The organism is Arenimonas oryziterrae DSM 21050 = YC6267, from assembly GCF_000420545.1.
Taxonomy (GTDB): domain Bacteria; phylum Pseudomonadota; class Gammaproteobacteria; order Xanthomonadales; family Xanthomonadaceae; genus Arenimonas; species Arenimonas oryziterrae.
Genome location: NZ_ATVD01000001.1, coordinates 876,748 through 891,457 on the forward strand (window position 1 = coordinate 876,748; position 14,710 = coordinate 891,457).

The 14,710-nt window shown below is 65.4% G+C and carries 13 protein-coding genes; 8 read left to right on the forward strand and 5 right to left on the reverse strand.

The genetic code is table 11. The features are described from left to right. Nucleotides 1-50: 50 nt before the first annotated feature. Both G467_RS15370 and G467_RS17340 read left to right on the forward strand, forming a co-directional pair. Nucleotides 51-446 carry a hypothetical protein gene (locus G467_RS15370; RefSeq protein WP_022968517.1) on the forward strand — a complete coding sequence of 132 codons (396 nt, stop codon included), beginning with the start codon at nt 51-53 and terminating at the stop codon, nt 444-446. Between the two features lie 332 nt (nt 447-778). Next, the gene (locus G467_RS17340; protein WP_022968518.1) at nt 779-2,824 is read left to right on the forward strand and encodes a beta-propeller fold lactonase family protein; all 2,046 of its coding nucleotides are present in this window, start codon (nt 779-781) and stop codon (nt 2,822-2,824) included. 79 nt (nt 2,825-2,903) lie between these two features. Here G467_RS17340 and G467_RS0104390 read toward each other — a convergent pair whose 3' ends face one another. Further along, nucleotides 2,904-4,613, reverse strand: a complete 1,710-nt coding sequence (locus G467_RS0104390) for a hypothetical protein (RefSeq protein ID WP_155844822.1) — start codon at nt 4,611-4,613, stop codon at nt 2,904-2,906. A gap of 182 nt (nt 4,614-4,795) precedes the next feature. Between G467_RS0104390 and G467_RS0104395 the strand changes: the two genes are divergently transcribed. Beyond that, nucleotides 4,796-5,206: a hypothetical protein gene (locus tag G467_RS0104395; protein WP_022968520.1), complete on the forward strand. Its 411-nt coding sequence runs from the start codon at nt 4,796-4,798 to the stop codon at nt 5,204-5,206. A 207-nt stretch (nt 5,207-5,413) separates the two neighbouring features. Further along, a complete protein-coding gene (locus tag G467_RS0104400; protein WP_022968521.1) occupies nt 5,414-5,770 on the forward strand; it encodes a hypothetical protein in 357 nt (118 codons plus the stop codon). Between the two features lie 52 nt (nt 5,771-5,822). On the opposite strand, the gene G467_RS0104405 is transcribed toward G467_RS0104400, so the two are convergent. Further along, nucleotides 5,823-8,774 (reverse strand): VIT domain-containing protein, encoded by a 2,952-nt coding sequence (locus G467_RS0104405; protein ID WP_022968522.1) that lies wholly within the window; start codon nt 8,772-8,774, stop codon nt 5,823-5,825. A 79-nt stretch (nt 8,775-8,853) separates the two neighbouring features. Then, entirely contained in the window at nt 8,854-9,702 is an 849-nt protein-coding gene (locus G467_RS0104410) for a DUF3667 domain-containing protein (RefSeq protein ID WP_026802348.1), read from the reverse strand. A gap of 98 nt (nt 9,703-9,800) precedes the next feature. Here G467_RS0104410 and G467_RS0104415 point away from each other — a divergent pair, with 98 nt between their 5' ends. The 3 genes from G467_RS0104415 to G467_RS0104425 all read left to right on the forward strand — a co-directional run bounded on the left by G467_RS0104415 (nt 9,801) and on the right by G467_RS0104425 (nt 11,328). Further along, nucleotides 9,801-10,262 carry a low molecular weight protein-tyrosine-phosphatase gene (locus G467_RS0104415; RefSeq protein WP_022968524.1) on the forward strand — a complete coding sequence of 154 codons (462 nt, stop codon included), beginning with the start codon at nt 9,801-9,803 and terminating at the stop codon, nt 10,260-10,262. A 51-nt stretch (nt 10,263-10,313) separates the two neighbouring features. Next, nucleotides 10,314-10,781 carry a MarR family winged helix-turn-helix transcriptional regulator gene (locus G467_RS0104420; protein WP_022968525.1) on the forward strand — a complete coding sequence of 156 codons (468 nt, stop codon included), beginning with the start codon at nt 10,314-10,316 and terminating at the stop codon, nt 10,779-10,781. A gap of 121 nt (nt 10,782-10,902) precedes the next feature. Next, nucleotides 10,903-11,328 (forward strand): organic hydroperoxide resistance protein, encoded by a 426-nt coding sequence (locus G467_RS0104425; protein ID WP_022968526.1) that lies wholly within the window; start codon nt 10,903-10,905, stop codon nt 11,326-11,328. A gap of 58 nt (nt 11,329-11,386) precedes the next feature. On the opposite strand, the gene G467_RS0104430 is transcribed toward G467_RS0104425, so the two are convergent. Together G467_RS0104430 and G467_RS17345 are read right to left on the reverse strand one after the other, a co-directional pair. Next, nucleotides 11,387-11,806 carry a nucleotide triphosphate diphosphatase NUDT15 gene (locus tag G467_RS0104430; protein ID WP_026802350.1) on the reverse strand — a complete coding sequence of 140 codons (420 nt, stop codon included), beginning with the start codon at nt 11,804-11,806 and terminating at the stop codon, nt 11,387-11,389. Continuing rightward, the gene (locus G467_RS17345; RefSeq protein ID WP_026802351.1) at nt 11,803-13,416 is read right to left on the reverse strand and encodes a diguanylate cyclase domain-containing protein; all 1,614 of its coding nucleotides are present in this window, start codon (nt 13,414-13,416) and stop codon (nt 11,803-11,805) included. Before G467_RS17345 ends, G467_RS0104430 begins: the two co-directional genes overlap by 4 nt. Nucleotides 13,417-13,623: 207 nt before the next feature. Between G467_RS17345 and G467_RS17350 the strand changes: the two genes are divergently transcribed. After that, nucleotides 13,624-14,706, forward strand: coding sequence for a toll/interleukin-1 receptor domain-containing protein (locus tag G467_RS17350; RefSeq protein WP_022968528.1), 1,083 nt, complete (start codon nt 13,624-13,626; stop codon nt 14,704-14,706). The last annotated feature ends 4 nt before the right edge of the window (nt 14,707-14,710 follow it).

Genomic DNA, 14,710 nt, shown 5'->3' on the forward strand with positions numbered 1-14,710 from the left:
TTCCCGCATCCAGGACGCGTCCTGTTGGCCCGCTCGCGCAAGGAAATCCGATGTCCCGCCAGTCCAAGGCAAAACGCGACGCTCGCCGCAAACACCCGACGAAATCCGGCCCGGTGCGCGCCGGTCGACCGATCCAGGCCCATGCGCATCTGCTCGACGGCGATGGCAAGGTCATCGGCGGCGCCGGTCATCGCGACGAGCAGTGGTCGGTGATCTTCAACGGCAAGATCGTCGCCAATACCGACAGTCCCGGCATGGTCATCGCGATGCTCACGCACATCGCTGCGCTGCGTGAGCAGGCCGGCCATGCCGCGCAGACGAGCTATTCACCGGAGCTGCGCGAGCTCGCCACGGCCGAAGCGCAATTGCACGGCAAGACCCTGCCCGAATACCTGGACATGCTCGAAGCCGAGCGGCTGGAACGCGTGGCGGAGCGGGCCAGCTGAGCGCGTCGCGGGGCATCATCCGTCCTTCACGCGGACAGGAATTTCATGTTCGGTAGGCCTGTTCAATTCGGCGTTCCGATTCAAAGCTTTACGCCAGCTATCTCGAAAAACCACGACGCGTCCACAGTCTGGGCCTGACCGGCCTCGTCCGTGTTGCCGTTTGCGGCACCAGATCACGTTATCGACGGATACCCCGGTGTAACTTTCGTGGCACTTGTCCTGCCCAAACTGAAACCGCCCCCCGGCAAAACAGACCAGGGTCATCAAGGGGATCATCGTCCTAGAGTGACGATGAAAACTTTTGCACCAAGTCACCCATAAAGGGGATAGTCATGGTCGCTCAGCTGCAACGCATCGTTCGTTCTATTCTCGTCGCCACGGCCGCCTTCGTCGCGCTGCCAGCTTTGGCGCAGCCGTATGTCTATGTGCCGAATTCCTCCAGCGGCACCGTGTCGGTCGTCGATGGCACGACTCACGGCCTGGTCGCCACCATCACCGTGGGCAGTGCCACGTCGAGCCCCGTCAACGTCGCGGTCGCGGCGGACGGATCCAAGGTGTACGTGGTCAATCGTGGCAGCGCGGAAGTCGTGGCCATCGACACTGACACCAACACGGTCGTGGCGAACATCGCGGTCGGAGCCAATCCTTTCGGCATCGTTTTCAGTCCCGATGGCACGCGCGTCTACGTGACCAACACGACCGGCAACAGCATTTCCATCATCGACACGACCACCGATAGCCTGCTCGCGACTTTTGCTGTCGCGGTCAAACCGTATGGCGTCGCAATCAGCCCGACGGGCACCACGCTCTACGTCGGACACCAAGGCACGAACACGGTCTCGGTCGTGGACATCAACCGGGAGGCGACGTTGACGACGCTGACCGTGGGCACCAATCCGATCGCCGTAAAAATTGACGAGCAAGGCAATTTTGTCTACGTCGCCAACAGCCTGAGCAACGATGTATCCATCATTGATACCGCGACCAACACGGTCGTCGGCACGGTCGCCGTAGGTTCAAGCCCGTACGGCATCGCAGTCAATGCGACCGGGACCACGGTATTTGTCAGCAACTTCGCGAGCAGCACGGTTTCTGTCATCAACACCCTGTCGCAAGCGGTGACGGGAACCTTTCCGGTCATTGCGCCGCGTGGCATTTCGATTTCCCCCAACGGCTCTTTTCTCTACGTCGCGTCGCAATCAAAGAAGCGCGTATACACCCTCAATGCCAACACTGGCGCCACGCTCGGTTCCGCACTGGTGACTTCGCCCAACATCTCCATCGGCGGCTTCACGGCGCAGCCCCTGTTCGGCCAGGGCGCCATCGCCGCGGGCCAGGAACATACCTGTCGCTTGCGTGGCGACGGCAGCGTTTCGTGCTGGGGAAAGAACGGTGACGGCCAGCTCAGCGTGCCGTCGGGCGCCTACACCCAGATCGTCGCGGGCGACAAGCACACCTGCGGCGTGCACAACGACAACACCGTGACCTGCTGGGGCGACAACTCGGTCGGCCAAACTGCGTCGCCGATCGGAACCTTTTCCCGCCTTGCCAGCGCCGCCGACTACACCTGCGGCTTGCGCAGCGACGCGAGCATCGAATGCTGGGGCAACGGTCCGGAAGGCGAAACCGCTGCCCCCCCGGGCGCATTCACCCATGTCACGGCCGGCAGCACGCATGCCTGCGGCGTCTTGCGCGGCAGCAGCACCGTGGCGTGCTGGGGTCGCAATGCCGAGGGTCAGGGCACACCGCTTCCCGGCGTGTTCGTGAACCTCGCCGCCGGCAACCAATTCACCTGCGGTCTGCGCCAGAACGGCGTCGTCGAGTGCTGGGGCAGCAACGCTTCCGGCGCCGTGTCTCCGGCTCAAGCGGGCACCTTCAGTCAGATCGACACCAAGGGTGATCACGTCTGCGGTGTGCACACGGATGGCACAGTGAGCTGCTGGGGCGAGAACGGCAACGACCAGGCGACCGCACCTGCGGGTTCGTTCGAACAGGTCGCGCTCGGTAGCAGCCACAGCTGTGGCCTGCAGGCGCACGGCCTGATGCAGTGCTGGGGCTCGAACGAGGAAAACCAGGCGCCGCAGGTGGCCCTCGGCCCGTCCAGCCTCGACAGCGCGCCGGTCAATCAACCGTATTCGCAGATGGTGACGATGGTGGTCGGAAACGAAGGTCCCGGCTCGACGGTTTACGCGCCGGAAACGCCTGCTTTCGTGGTCGTGGCGGGCGCGCTGCCGCCGGGCCTGTCCTTCACGGCCAATGGTGAACTCAGCGGCTCGCCGACGGTGTTGGGCGACTATCACTTCACGATCGAGAGCCAGGACAACAACGGCTTCCGCACCCAGACCGAATTCACCTTGACGGTGTTCCCGGGCGCCTGATCCCCACCACGTCGCCGGTACACCGGCGACCTCTGCGCGACCTCTCGCCCTTGCCGGCTGTCCGGCAAGGGCGATTTTCTTATCGCGGTCCCGACACCTTGGTATAGACCGACGTGACCGTACTGCCGCCACCCACCGGCGTGGTCACGCGCAACGAACTGCCGCTGCAGACATAGGGCTGCGAATACGGCTGTAACGCATTCACGGGCATCGGCGAGGTAATCGTTCGGCCATGGATCGTCGTCGTCACCGAGCCGGCGACGGCGCCCGCATCCGGGCACATATTGAAACGCCCACCCGCGGCCGACCACCGTCCGCTGACCTGCCCGGCCAACCGGGCCGTGCCGTGCGCGCGTGCACCGGGCGTGCTCATTTCGCCGCTGGCCGAGACGTGCGAAGAGCCGGTCATGAACGTCCGGTCCTCGTTCAAGGTCAGCGTATTGCCTTCGGTCGACGCGCGGGTGATGTGGAAGTTCGGCGCATGCTCGCGCACCCATTGCTGCATGCCGTCGGTGGTGAGTTGCCAAGTGCCGATCAGGCAGCGATCGATCTCGCGGCTCGCCTGGCATTCCTGACAGCTTGCCTCGCGCGTGGCCGCAACCTGCAAGGCGACATTGCTCGTGCCGGTGGCGATGCCGACAAAACGAAACTCGCGCGTCGTACCATCCATCGCGTCGATCGTGGTCGGGATGGGCGCCCAGGCATCACCGCTGGCCGGTTTGGCCGCGTGAAAACGACGCGGCTGTGGATCAAGCCGCCAACGTCCGCAGCGGAAGCTCAGGTTGGCGCGCTTGATCACAAACGGCAGCAACTCGATGCGCTGCGTCCGTGTCGCCTCCCAGTCGTAGGTCGGACCCACCTGGGGTGTGGATCCGATCGAGGCCCCGTGACCGTCGCGGATGCGCTGATCCCGGTAGTCCTGGGCGTAACGCAGCCATTGATCGGCTGGCAGCGCGGCGCTCATCGCGCTGCGTTGCGCGGATTCCGCCGCACTCGATGCCATCGCACGCAGGAAGGGCACCACGCTGTTCGGCCCCCGCGCTCCGCCCAGCCACGCAAAGAACACATAAGCATCGTAGGACATGCGATTGAGCGGCGTGGTCGGGGAATCGGCATCGAAGGAGCGCACGCGATCGGCCATGAAGCGCGGCGTGGTCGGGATCGCCAAGGTGACGAACCAGTCGGCCGATCCTTCCGTCCACCAGGTGCCGCCGCCCGCGACACCACCGCCGGACGAACTGCGTAACTGTGCATCGGACAGCGACGAGCGCTGCACGCAATGGAACAACTCATGGGCGACCACCGCCGCGCCGTAACTCGCCGTCGCGCCGGGCCCGAGCAACCAGACCGTGATGCGGCATTCGTCACCGCCATCGAAACTCGTCCACGCGGCGATGTCGCCGAATCGCTCGCTGCCGCCACCGGGTCCGAACCCGTCGACCAGCAGGATGCTCACGTCGGAAATGCGAAACCCGCCGAGTGCCGACATGGCGCGCGCGGATGAGGAAACGCCCTCTTTCAGCGACCGCATCGCGCCCGGACGCGTGGCCCAGTCCGCGACCAGGTGCTGGATGATGCGCACATGCGTGGTGCCCGCATCGGAGGTGATCGGGACGTGCTCGCTTTCCACGCACAGGAAGCCCGACTCGCGCGCCAATCGCGCATCGAACCGCGCCAGGTAGGCCGAATTGTTGCAATCGGGAAAGGAAGCCTGGGCCGGTGCGGCAGCGAAGGCTGTCAGCATCAGCAAGATCAAGAGCGAACCCATTCGCAGCAGGGAAAATTGCACGGCGATCACCTCGACGTTCAGCAGAACCAACGATCCCGAAAGGCTTCGGGAGGCTTCCGTGCCAACGATACGCCGTCGCGGCAACGGCCACCGCCGGTTCACCCGGCGACGTGAATGCAGCGGCGTCGGCCCGGGCGTAAGCTGGCCCTACCCCAATGACCCTTGGTCAGGGAGCGCCGCCCATGTCGGAATCCACCCCCGCTCCGGATCGGGGCTATCGGCTCACTTTCCTGCTGCGCGACGACATCCTCGAGGTCGGCGTGAGCGGCGACATCGATGCGCAGGCCATCCGCATCGCGTATTGGCAAGAGATCGTCGCGGTAGCCGTGGCGCGCGGTTGTCGCAAGCTGTTGGTTACCGATCGCAAGAAAGGCAAGCCAGCGCGTCCGGAAGAACTTGCCGAACTCGCGCGCCTGCTGCGCAGCGAGCGCGAACACTTCGACCGCGTCGCGGTCATCGAGCCGACCCCGGATTTCCTGCCGGCGATCGAGCACGCAGAAATTCTCGGCCTGGAGCAAGGCATCAATGTCCGGGTTTTCGGCCATTACGCACAGGCGGCGAGTTGGTTGCGCTATGGCTCGCCGGACGACTGAACGCGCTGGCGGACCCGGCGGAAAACGCCGCTGCGCCCAGGTGAAAGCCGGAGCGCCAGGACGTTACCGGCGCTATCGGAGTCATGACTTCCGCACATTCGTCGGCGCCTGACCTCCACTGGTCGGTTTTGTGTGGTGCAGCACCGTCTTTCCCCACGATTGCGGTAGGGTGCGAGCAGCGGTTACCAGCCAGGGGAGCGGGAAGTCATGGGGAGCTATCGGTTCGAGCGCGACACCGACCAGGGTGCGGGCGAAAATGCCGGCGATTCGCTCGAAGACGATGTCGCCCGTGCGCTCGGCGAAATCGACTGGGTCGAGCGCTTCGCGATCCATGCCAACGAAGCCAACGACCTGCAGGTCGTCGCCGACGTGATCTTCGACGAGGACTGGCCCGACCATTGCGCCGCCAATCCCGGTCACGTCGCGCAGGTGTTCCGTCGTTACGGCTTGCGCACGATTGGCGACTCGGCCAATTCGAAAATCGTCGCCAACGATCCGCTGAGCGCCGATCCCGCGACCGGCGACGATGCCGAGGGGCTGGATCTGTTCCTGATGGAAGATTGATTCCCGGCGGTCGCCGAAGCGACCGCCGAGACGTTGCCGCCGCACGCCTGATTCAGGGCTTGACCTCGAATTCCCCGACGAACACGGTTTCGCTGCTGTCCTTCAGGCGCAGGGTGACCCACTGGTCCTTCGCCGCGCGCGTGCCGAACGCGGTCGTCAATCGCACCTGCAAGGTGGTCGCACCGGCGACGACCTGCTGACGATCACCGAAATAGTTGACCTCGACCTTGTACTTGCCGGGTTTCGCCGCGCGCAGCGAGAATTCCTCCGGACCGTAGCCACCGGTGAAGTCGTCGGAGATGCGACCGCCCTGATAGGTCAGCGTATTGCTGTAGAAGCACTTCTCGCCGTTGGGATCGGTCACCCACAAGTCCATGTCGCTGTTGTCGGCATCCCAGGTCAGCACGACGCGCAGGTCCAGCGGCAGGTTCTTGAGCAGGCGCGGATCCATCTGCGAGGTGTCCAGCGCTTTCGCCGAGCGGGCTACTATGGCGTTGAGATCGGCGAGCGTGATCAGTTCGATCTCGGCGAAACGATTGTCCCAAGGACGCTGCACGACCTCGTACAGCTGGCCGATCGCTTCCTGGTCCCGACCAGCGGCGGCCAGCGCCAGACCCAGATCGCGGAAAGACTGCGGTTCGTCCTCCGCGAGCCAGCGCACTTTCTCGAACACGGGGATGGCCAGTTCCGGCGCGCCGGCCTGCACCAGGCGATAGCCGAGGATGCGCAGCACCTGGCGATTCTCCAGGTCCATTTCGGCGAGGTTGGACAACACGCGCAGGGCGAGGTCGCGCTGCTTGTTGTCGAGCAGGACGTCGGCGACGTCGAGATAGAACGCGCTGCTGTTGGTGTAAGCGGGTTTCTCGTCGAGATAGATCGCGTACAGGTCTTCGGCGCGCGCGGATTGCATGCGCGAGATGTAGGGGGCGTCGGCGGTCCATTTTTTCAACGTCATACCCAGGCCTTCACCATTGGCGCGCCCGGAAGGATCGGCGGCGGCCATTCCTGTCACGTTCCGCCCCACAGGAACACGTGCGACCTGAGCCTCGGTGAGTAGGGTGTTGGATTCGACACTGGTCGCCATATCGACTGGACTGACCGCACCGTCGCCTGCCGCGGCGACAGAGTCGCGAGCGGCCTCGGCTGCGGGTGACGGCGGCGCGCTCACCATCGCCGGTGCCGGTGCACTCATCGATCGCTCACTCTCGCGGCGGCGTTCGGGCTTGGGCTTCGGCGGCGCATTCTTGGGGAAGGACTTTTCCCACCAGGCGACCTTGCTGGCGTAAGCGTCAGCGATGTCATTGATGTGCTCGTCGCGATTCTTCTTGCGCGTGCCCTCTTCCTCGGCGCGCAGGCGCGCGTATTCGGCCTGCAGCTCCGCTGGCGGTGTGATGTCGTGCCGCACATAGTCCTCGACGCGATCGAGGACGATCAGCGAGGTCTCGCGCGTGGCGATGCCGAAACGCTGGCCGAGGCGACGAATCTGCGCGCGCTGCAGCTCATGATCCGCCTCCAGCGCCGCCAGACGGTAGCTTGCCCACAGACGCGCCGCCATCGGGTGTTCGGGCGCTTCTGCCGACACGGGCACCATCACCGTGCTGCGACGGCCGTCGCTGGTCAACTGCACGGCGACCGTCGCGTTCGGAGCCAGGAGGCGACCGGCGATACGCACCAGACCGTTCTCAGGATGGGCCGACTCGAACTGCAAGTCGGCGACGCCGGTGCCTCGCAGGCTGTCCAGGTGCGGACCTTCCGTCAGCAGCGAGCGTGCGGCGGCGCCGGGCGACTGCGCCGACACCTGCACGAGACGACCGCCGCTGCGCTCGGCCAGCGCGCGCAAGCGTCCGGTGTCGGCACTCGCGGAGGAGTTGATCGCATACAGGCGCTGTCCGCTCGCGAGAACCGGGAAGGCCTGCGTGCCGTAGTTGATCAGGCCATCGCTGACCAGCAAGTATTCGCCGACATCGGACTGCGGTTTCCAGTCAGCCAGGGCGCTGGCGCCATCGTAGACGGTGGTCTCCAGCGCTTTGCGCAGCGCACTCCAGTCGCCGTTGACGATCTTGAAGGACGTCGTCGGTTCCGCGCGGTCGCGCAGGCGCGTCAACCGTACTTCGCCGTGATCCAGGGCGCGGAAGTAGATATCGAGCTCTGCCAGTTCCGCCGCCAGCTGACGTCCCGCGCCGGAACCCGAACTGTCCCAAAGCAGTCCGACCACCCGCGGCAAGGTTCGCGCAGAGCGTGCACCTTCCACCGGCACCTCGGCGACGAAGAACACATCGCCGTCCTGCGTTTGCGTAAACGTCTGGGCTTCCCGCGTGGCCGGCAACAGGATCTGCAGTCCTTCGGTCGCCGCAAACTGGTGGCGAGCCACCTGAGCCGACCAGCCGCTGCGGTCTCTCTCAAAGATCAGCTTGCCCAGACTCTGGTTTGCCCGCGGCCGGGCCGCGCCACCAGCCAGATGCAGGCTCAGCGCAAAATCGTCGGCACCGCCGCCGTAGGCCAGTGGCAAGCGGTACGACCAGTCGTCACCGACGCGCGCGAGCGACTCGCTATAGACCAGTTCGACCGTACGCGTGCCCTGCGCCGCGATCGGGTAGATGCGCAGGCGGAAGTTGTTGCCCTGTGTGCGCTCAAGCAGGGCCGGGTCGATGCGCTGGCGTTCGACTTCGTCGAACACCTGGCGGCCCTTGGCTTTGTCGACCGGCACCGCCGAACGCATCTTGCCGTTGATATCGAGCGCGAAGCCGGTGACATCCTGACCATCCAGCAGCGGAAACTGCAGATTTCCTTCAAGTTGCCGGGCATTGGGATTGAAAAAAACCATGCGCACGGTGGTCTGCGCCAGACCGCCGCGCACCTGGGAGGAAATATGCAGGCTGCGTAGCTGGATCGGCTTTTCGCCCTTGAGCGTTTCGATCAGCGGCGGGTTCGCCGCGTCCGCCGGCATCGCGCCGAGGACGAGGAACGTGGCGGCCAGGAGTGCCAGCAAGCGATGACGGAGCATGGGTGGATCCTTCGGGGCATTGGAGTCGAGAGTACAACGCCTCAGCGACTCCTACGGGGTGGAGGTCTGCGACCTGCGCCTAAGTCGTGGCGTAAAGCGTGATCAGGAACAAGGCGAACCGGTAACCAAGCACGACAGCGGCCGCGCCCATCGCCAGCAGGATCGCCTGCAGCACTCGCCAGCCCCCGCGCACCTCGTACACCGGCCCTACCGCGCAGTAGAAATAGAAGGCCGTGATCGCCAGCAGGCTGATCGACAGAACATCGTCCAGCCGCTGCGAGCCCAGACCCACGCCGCCAAACCACTTGTCGACCGTCGGCACCAGCAGTGCAGCACTGAAAAGCAGCAGCACGAAGGCATGAAAGTGCAGGGAGAACGCCAGGTTCGCCACGAAGGGTCGGTGCCGGCGATAGAACACCAGCGCCGCCAGGAGAGCGAGCGGCGGCACCATCATGAAGACGAAGGACTGCGCATTGGTGTTCACGGCCTGGTTGAAGATCGGCGCATACCCGGCCAAGGTCGTATTCGCCGCCAGCAGGTGCTGCGCGACCTGCTCCTGCGCCCAGGGGCTCCAGGGCTGCCGGTGCAGGTGGTTTTCCAGGGTCGGCGAGAAGATGTGCGAGTCCGACAAGGATTCCATCGCGACGAACACGACGTTGGCCAGCAGAAACAGCGCGAACGGCCCGATGAAGGGCTTGCGCGGGCCCTTGAGATACAACTGAGTCAGCATGCCCGGACGTGCGATCAGGCAGCGCACGGTGCGCAGCAGGCGCGCGTCGAGATTGGTGAAGGCATGCAAGCCCTGGCTGATGACGCCACGCAGGGACAATTCCCGCGGATCGAGCGGCCGTTCGCCGCATTGCGGGCAATACGGCGTGGTCGCCGGAAGATGGCAGGCCGGACAGGTCCAGGACTTGGTGCTGCTCATCGCCACCCCCGCTTGCCAGGTGCGGTCCAGCATATCCCAGGCTTGACCGCCTGTCGGACCGCCACCACGATGCCTCGTCCACCTTCGATGCAGGCGCCATGCCCGACATCCTTTTTGTCTGCCTCGGCAACATCTGCCGCTCGCCCTTGATGGAAGGTCTGGTGCGCGCGCACTGGACGACGCGCAGGCCGGACACCCGACTCGATTCCGCCGGCCTCGGCGACTGGCATGCGGGCGAACCGCCCGACCCGCGTGCGATCGCGGTTGCACACCGGCACGGCATCGACATTTCCGGTCAGCGCGCGCGAGCCTTGCGGCCCGACGACTTCCACCGCTTCGACCTGATCTTATGCGCGGACCGCAGCAACCTCATGCAATTGCGCCAACGCAGTCCGCGCGACGCCAAAGCCGAATGCGCACTTTTCCTTGAATGGTCCGACGTACAGGCCGGCGGCGAGGTCCCCGACCCCTACACCGGTGGCGTCCGCGAGTTCGAGGCGGCGTTTTCGCTCGTCGAAACAGGCGCCCTGGGCCTGGTCCGACGCCTGTCTGGGGCTTAGCCGATAAATACCGCTTGCTATTCAATAGCGCGCTATGTATATTGCCGACCCATGACCAGCAAACGCCCTGCCGCCAAGACCGGAACCCCGCGCGTCCTCCCGCTCGAGGACCAGCTGTGTTTTGCGCTGTACTCGACCGGACTGGCGATGAGCAAGGTCTATCGCAAGCTGCTTGGCGACTTGGGCCTGACCTATCCGCAGTATCTGGTCATGCTCGTGCTCTGGGCCGGCGACGAGCTCACCGTGTCAGAAATCGGCGAACGCCTGTTCCTCGACTCGGCCACGCTCACGCCCTTGCTCAAGCGCCTGGAAGCGGCGCAGCTGATCACTCGCACGCGCGCTGTCAGCGACGAACGCCAGGTCGTCATCGCCCTGACCGCTGCCGGGCGCGCGCTCAAGAGCAAAGTACACAAGGTACAGAACGGCATTTTCTGCGCAACCGATTGTTCGATGAAGGAACTGTCGGAAACCAAGGCGCGGCTGGAAGCCTTGCGCTCGAGCCTGCTGGCGAACACCTGACCGGCCGGACAATCCAACCACACATCCCACATACATAGCGCGCTATTTAATATCACACAACTTACATGGATCGGACTGCGCTGGCCGATCCTGTGAAACCCACCCACCACGGAGATCCACCATGTCTGTCGAAAAAGTCCTCTACCGCGCCACCGCCACTGCCTCGGGTGGCCGCGACGGCCGCGCCGCATCCTCCGATGGCGCGCTTGACGTCAAACTGAGCACGCCACGCGAACTCGGCGGCGCCGGCGGCGACGGCACCAATCCCGAGCAGCTGTTCGCGGCGGGCTATTCGGCCTGCTTCATCGGTGCGATGAAGGTCGTCGCCGGTCGCACAAAGGTCGCGCTGCCCGCCGACACCGCGATCACGGCCCTGGTCGGCATCGGCCCGATCCCGGCCGGTTTCGGCATCGAAGTCGAGCTGCAGGTGTCGCTGCCCGGCCTCGATCGCGCCGTTGCTGAGCAACTGGTCCACGCCGCACATGGCGTCTGCCCCTACTCCAATGCCACGCGCAACAACATCGACGTGACCCTGACGATCGTCTGATCGTCATCCGCAGGTCGATACAAGAACCCCGGTGTCGCAAGACGCCGGGGTTTGTTTTTCAGTCCGCCGCCGGCACGTAACCCGAACGACGCAAGGTCTCCAGCGGCGCAAACAATGGCGCGGGGAAGTCTGTCCAACGGAACCAGTCCCAGCGCAGACATTTTTCGGGCTCGCTAAGGACCGGCTCGCCATCGGCGCTGTGCGCCACGACGAACAAGGTCACGTAATGCTTGCCTTCGGCCGCGAACAGATCGTTGGCATACGGCGCCGCGCGAAGCGTGCCCAGCACCAGACCCGTCTCTTCCCGCACCTCGCGACGCGCACAGTCCTCGACCGACTCGCCGAATTCCAAATGTCCGCCCGGCAAGGCCCAGGTCCCTGCCCCATGCGAACCAATGCGCTCGCCGAGCAACACCTTGCCGTCGCGCATCACGATGACGCCGACGCCGACGCGCGGAGAATCGCCGCCGACACTCACCCCGACGACACCACACCATTGCGCCCGCCTTCCTTGGCCCGGTACAGGGCCTGGTCGGCGCTCTGCATGAGGTCTTCGAAATCGGCGGTCTGCGGCGGTGTGCGCGTGGAAATGCCCATCGACACCGTGACGCGGCTACCGTCGGGATTGCCCGCGTGCGCGATGCCGAGCGATTCGACCCGGCGGCGCAGGGACTCGGCGACTTCCTGCGCGGCAGCCGTATCGGTGCGCGGCAGGATCACCGCGAATTCTTCGCCGCCGTAGCGCGCGACGAGCGCGCCCTCGCGGCGCACGCCGGCCGCGATCGCGGTCGCGACCTGCTGCAGGCAACGATCGCCCGCGCCATGGCCGTAGAGATCGTTGTAGGGTTTGAAATGGTCGATGTCGATCATGATCAGCGACACCGGCTCGCCATGCCGCGTCGCCAGATGCCATTCGCGTTCCAGCGCTTCGTCGAAGCTGCGACGGTTGGCGAGCAGGGTCAGGCCATCGGTCGCCGACAATTCGCGCAGACGGTCCTCGAGCTGCTTTTGCACCGTCACGTCGCGGAACACCATCACGTAGTGCTGCACGCGGCCATCGCCGTCGTGCACGCGGTCGACGCTGGCCTCGAGCGGAAAACGATCGCCGTTCGCGCGACGCGCCAGCAAGGTGCCGTCCCAGTGCGTACCGGCCTGCAGGCGCGTCCTTACCTGCTGCAGCGCGTCGGCATCGTCATCGAACAGCGGCGCAACCTTGCCGATCGCCTCGTCGGCAGGATGGCCGGTGATGCGCACGAATCCGGGATTGGCGCTGACCACGCGCAACTCCGGATCCAGCACCAGGATGCCCTCGCCGGTATGACGCACGACGACATCGGCCAGACGCAGGCCTTCCTGCGCGCGCTCGAGTTCGGCGAGCTTTTCCTGCAGCTGGTCGTTGACCACCGCCAGGCGTTCGCCGGCGCGTTTTTGCAGATGCAGGCCCAGCGTGAACAACACGATCAGGGCCAGGATCAAGCCGCAGATCGCCCAGGCGAAGGCTTGATAGCGCGCCTGTGTCGCCAGCCAGGTGTCGGCCCGGATATCCATGCCAAGAATCGCGACCATCGTGCCGTTCGCGTTGCGCACCGGCGCGATCGAGGTGACCCAATAGCCCCACTTGTCGCGATACGGCGGCTGAATCTCCGGAATGCCGGTGCTGAATACGCGCCACAGTTCCAGCGACGGGCCGTCGTAGATGTCGCCGGGCGCGGAATAGTCCGACGACTCCGCGGCTTCGGCATCGGCGAGGAATACCATCTTGCGCTGGCCGTCGGCGGCCGGCCGCATCAGGTAGACGAAACGGAAGTCGGGATTGACGTCGCGCACGCGGCGCAGCTCGTCGCGGATCGCATCGAAGTCATGCGTGCCGATGTCGGCGGTGCTGCCCTTGAGCATGCCGATGCGACCGGACTCGAGTGTGGCCGCCGCCGTGCGCGCGAGCGACTGCACGCGCTCGCGTTCGAGACGATCGCCGGTGCTGGCGACGAAGCCGACGAAATACCAGGAGCCCAGCGCCGCCAGAACGAACATCGCCAGTCCCAGCCAGAGATGGGAAGCATCGGAACGGGGCGACGCGGGCACGGTCATGGGCTTTCGGGGACGGCGGCAGGACCGGGCCAGCTTACTAGGGTTGGCCGCGGACTGAAGGGCCGGAAGGCAGGGGCCCGGAAATCACGGTTCCCCGGACCCGGTGCACCCGCCCCGGACCGGTCCTGGACGCCCGCCGGTCGCCCGCTGACGCGCCGGCCCCGCTGCTAGACTGGCCGCCACGCTCCCGAACGGTCGAGGCGGACGGTGCCCGATATTTTCGTCAGTTATGCCAGTGCCGACCGCGATGTCGCGTTCCGCATCGTCGGTTTCCTCGAAGGCCAGGGCATCAGCTGCTGGGTCGCACCGCGCGATGTCTCGCCGGGCGTCGAATACGGACAGGCGATCATCGACGCGATCGAGCAGGCCCGCGCGCTCGTGCTCGTGCTCTCGGACCAGTCCAACGACTCGCAGTTCGTGCGCAAGGAAGTCGAACGCGCGGTCAGCAAGACCAAGCCGGTGTTGCCGGTGCGCATCCGCGAAGTGAATCCGTCGGGTGCGTTGGAGTTCTACATCTCCTCTGCGCAATGGGTCGACGCGTGGAAGTCGCCGATGGAGCAGCACCTCATGCCCTTGGTCGCGGCGATCAAGGCGATGTCCGTGCCGGGCGCAGCACCGGTGCGGTCGACGACGCCGATGCCGGCACCGACGCCGGCCGTCGCACGCACGCATTCGCCAGTGTTGCTGGGCCTGCTGGGCCTGGCGGTCGTCGCCCTGGCGATCGCCGGCACCTGGATCGTCAGTCAGCGCAATGCCGTGCCCGCACCCGTCGCGACGGCCACGACGGCGCCTGCGGTCGCGGCACCCAGCGACGTCGCCACGACGACGCCCGTGCTTGCACCGACCCCGACGACTACCGCACCTGCCACGACCACACCCGCACCGGCACCTGCAGTTGCGGCACCACCGCCGGTCGCTTCCGCCCCGGCTCCCGCACCGGTTGCCGCCGCGGCGCCCGTTGCCCGCGCGCCCAAGCGCAGCGACATCGCCTTCCTCGTGGGCCACTGGTGCCAGCCCTACAACGGCCTGACGATCCGCTACGAAATCCTGCGCACCGGTCCCGACACCATCCTTACGCGCGTGAACCATCCGCAGACCTCGAACTGGGACGTTCCCTCGCGCGCCATCGCCGCCGGCGACGGTTTTGACTTCCTGCCCGAAGACAAACAAGCCGATCAGACCGACAGCTACCACCTGCAGATCGTCGACGACAACCTGATGAAACTCACGCGCTCGCGCGGCGAAGTCGAAGACGGTTCGATCATCCGTGTCCGCTGCGCGGCCGAATAACCCG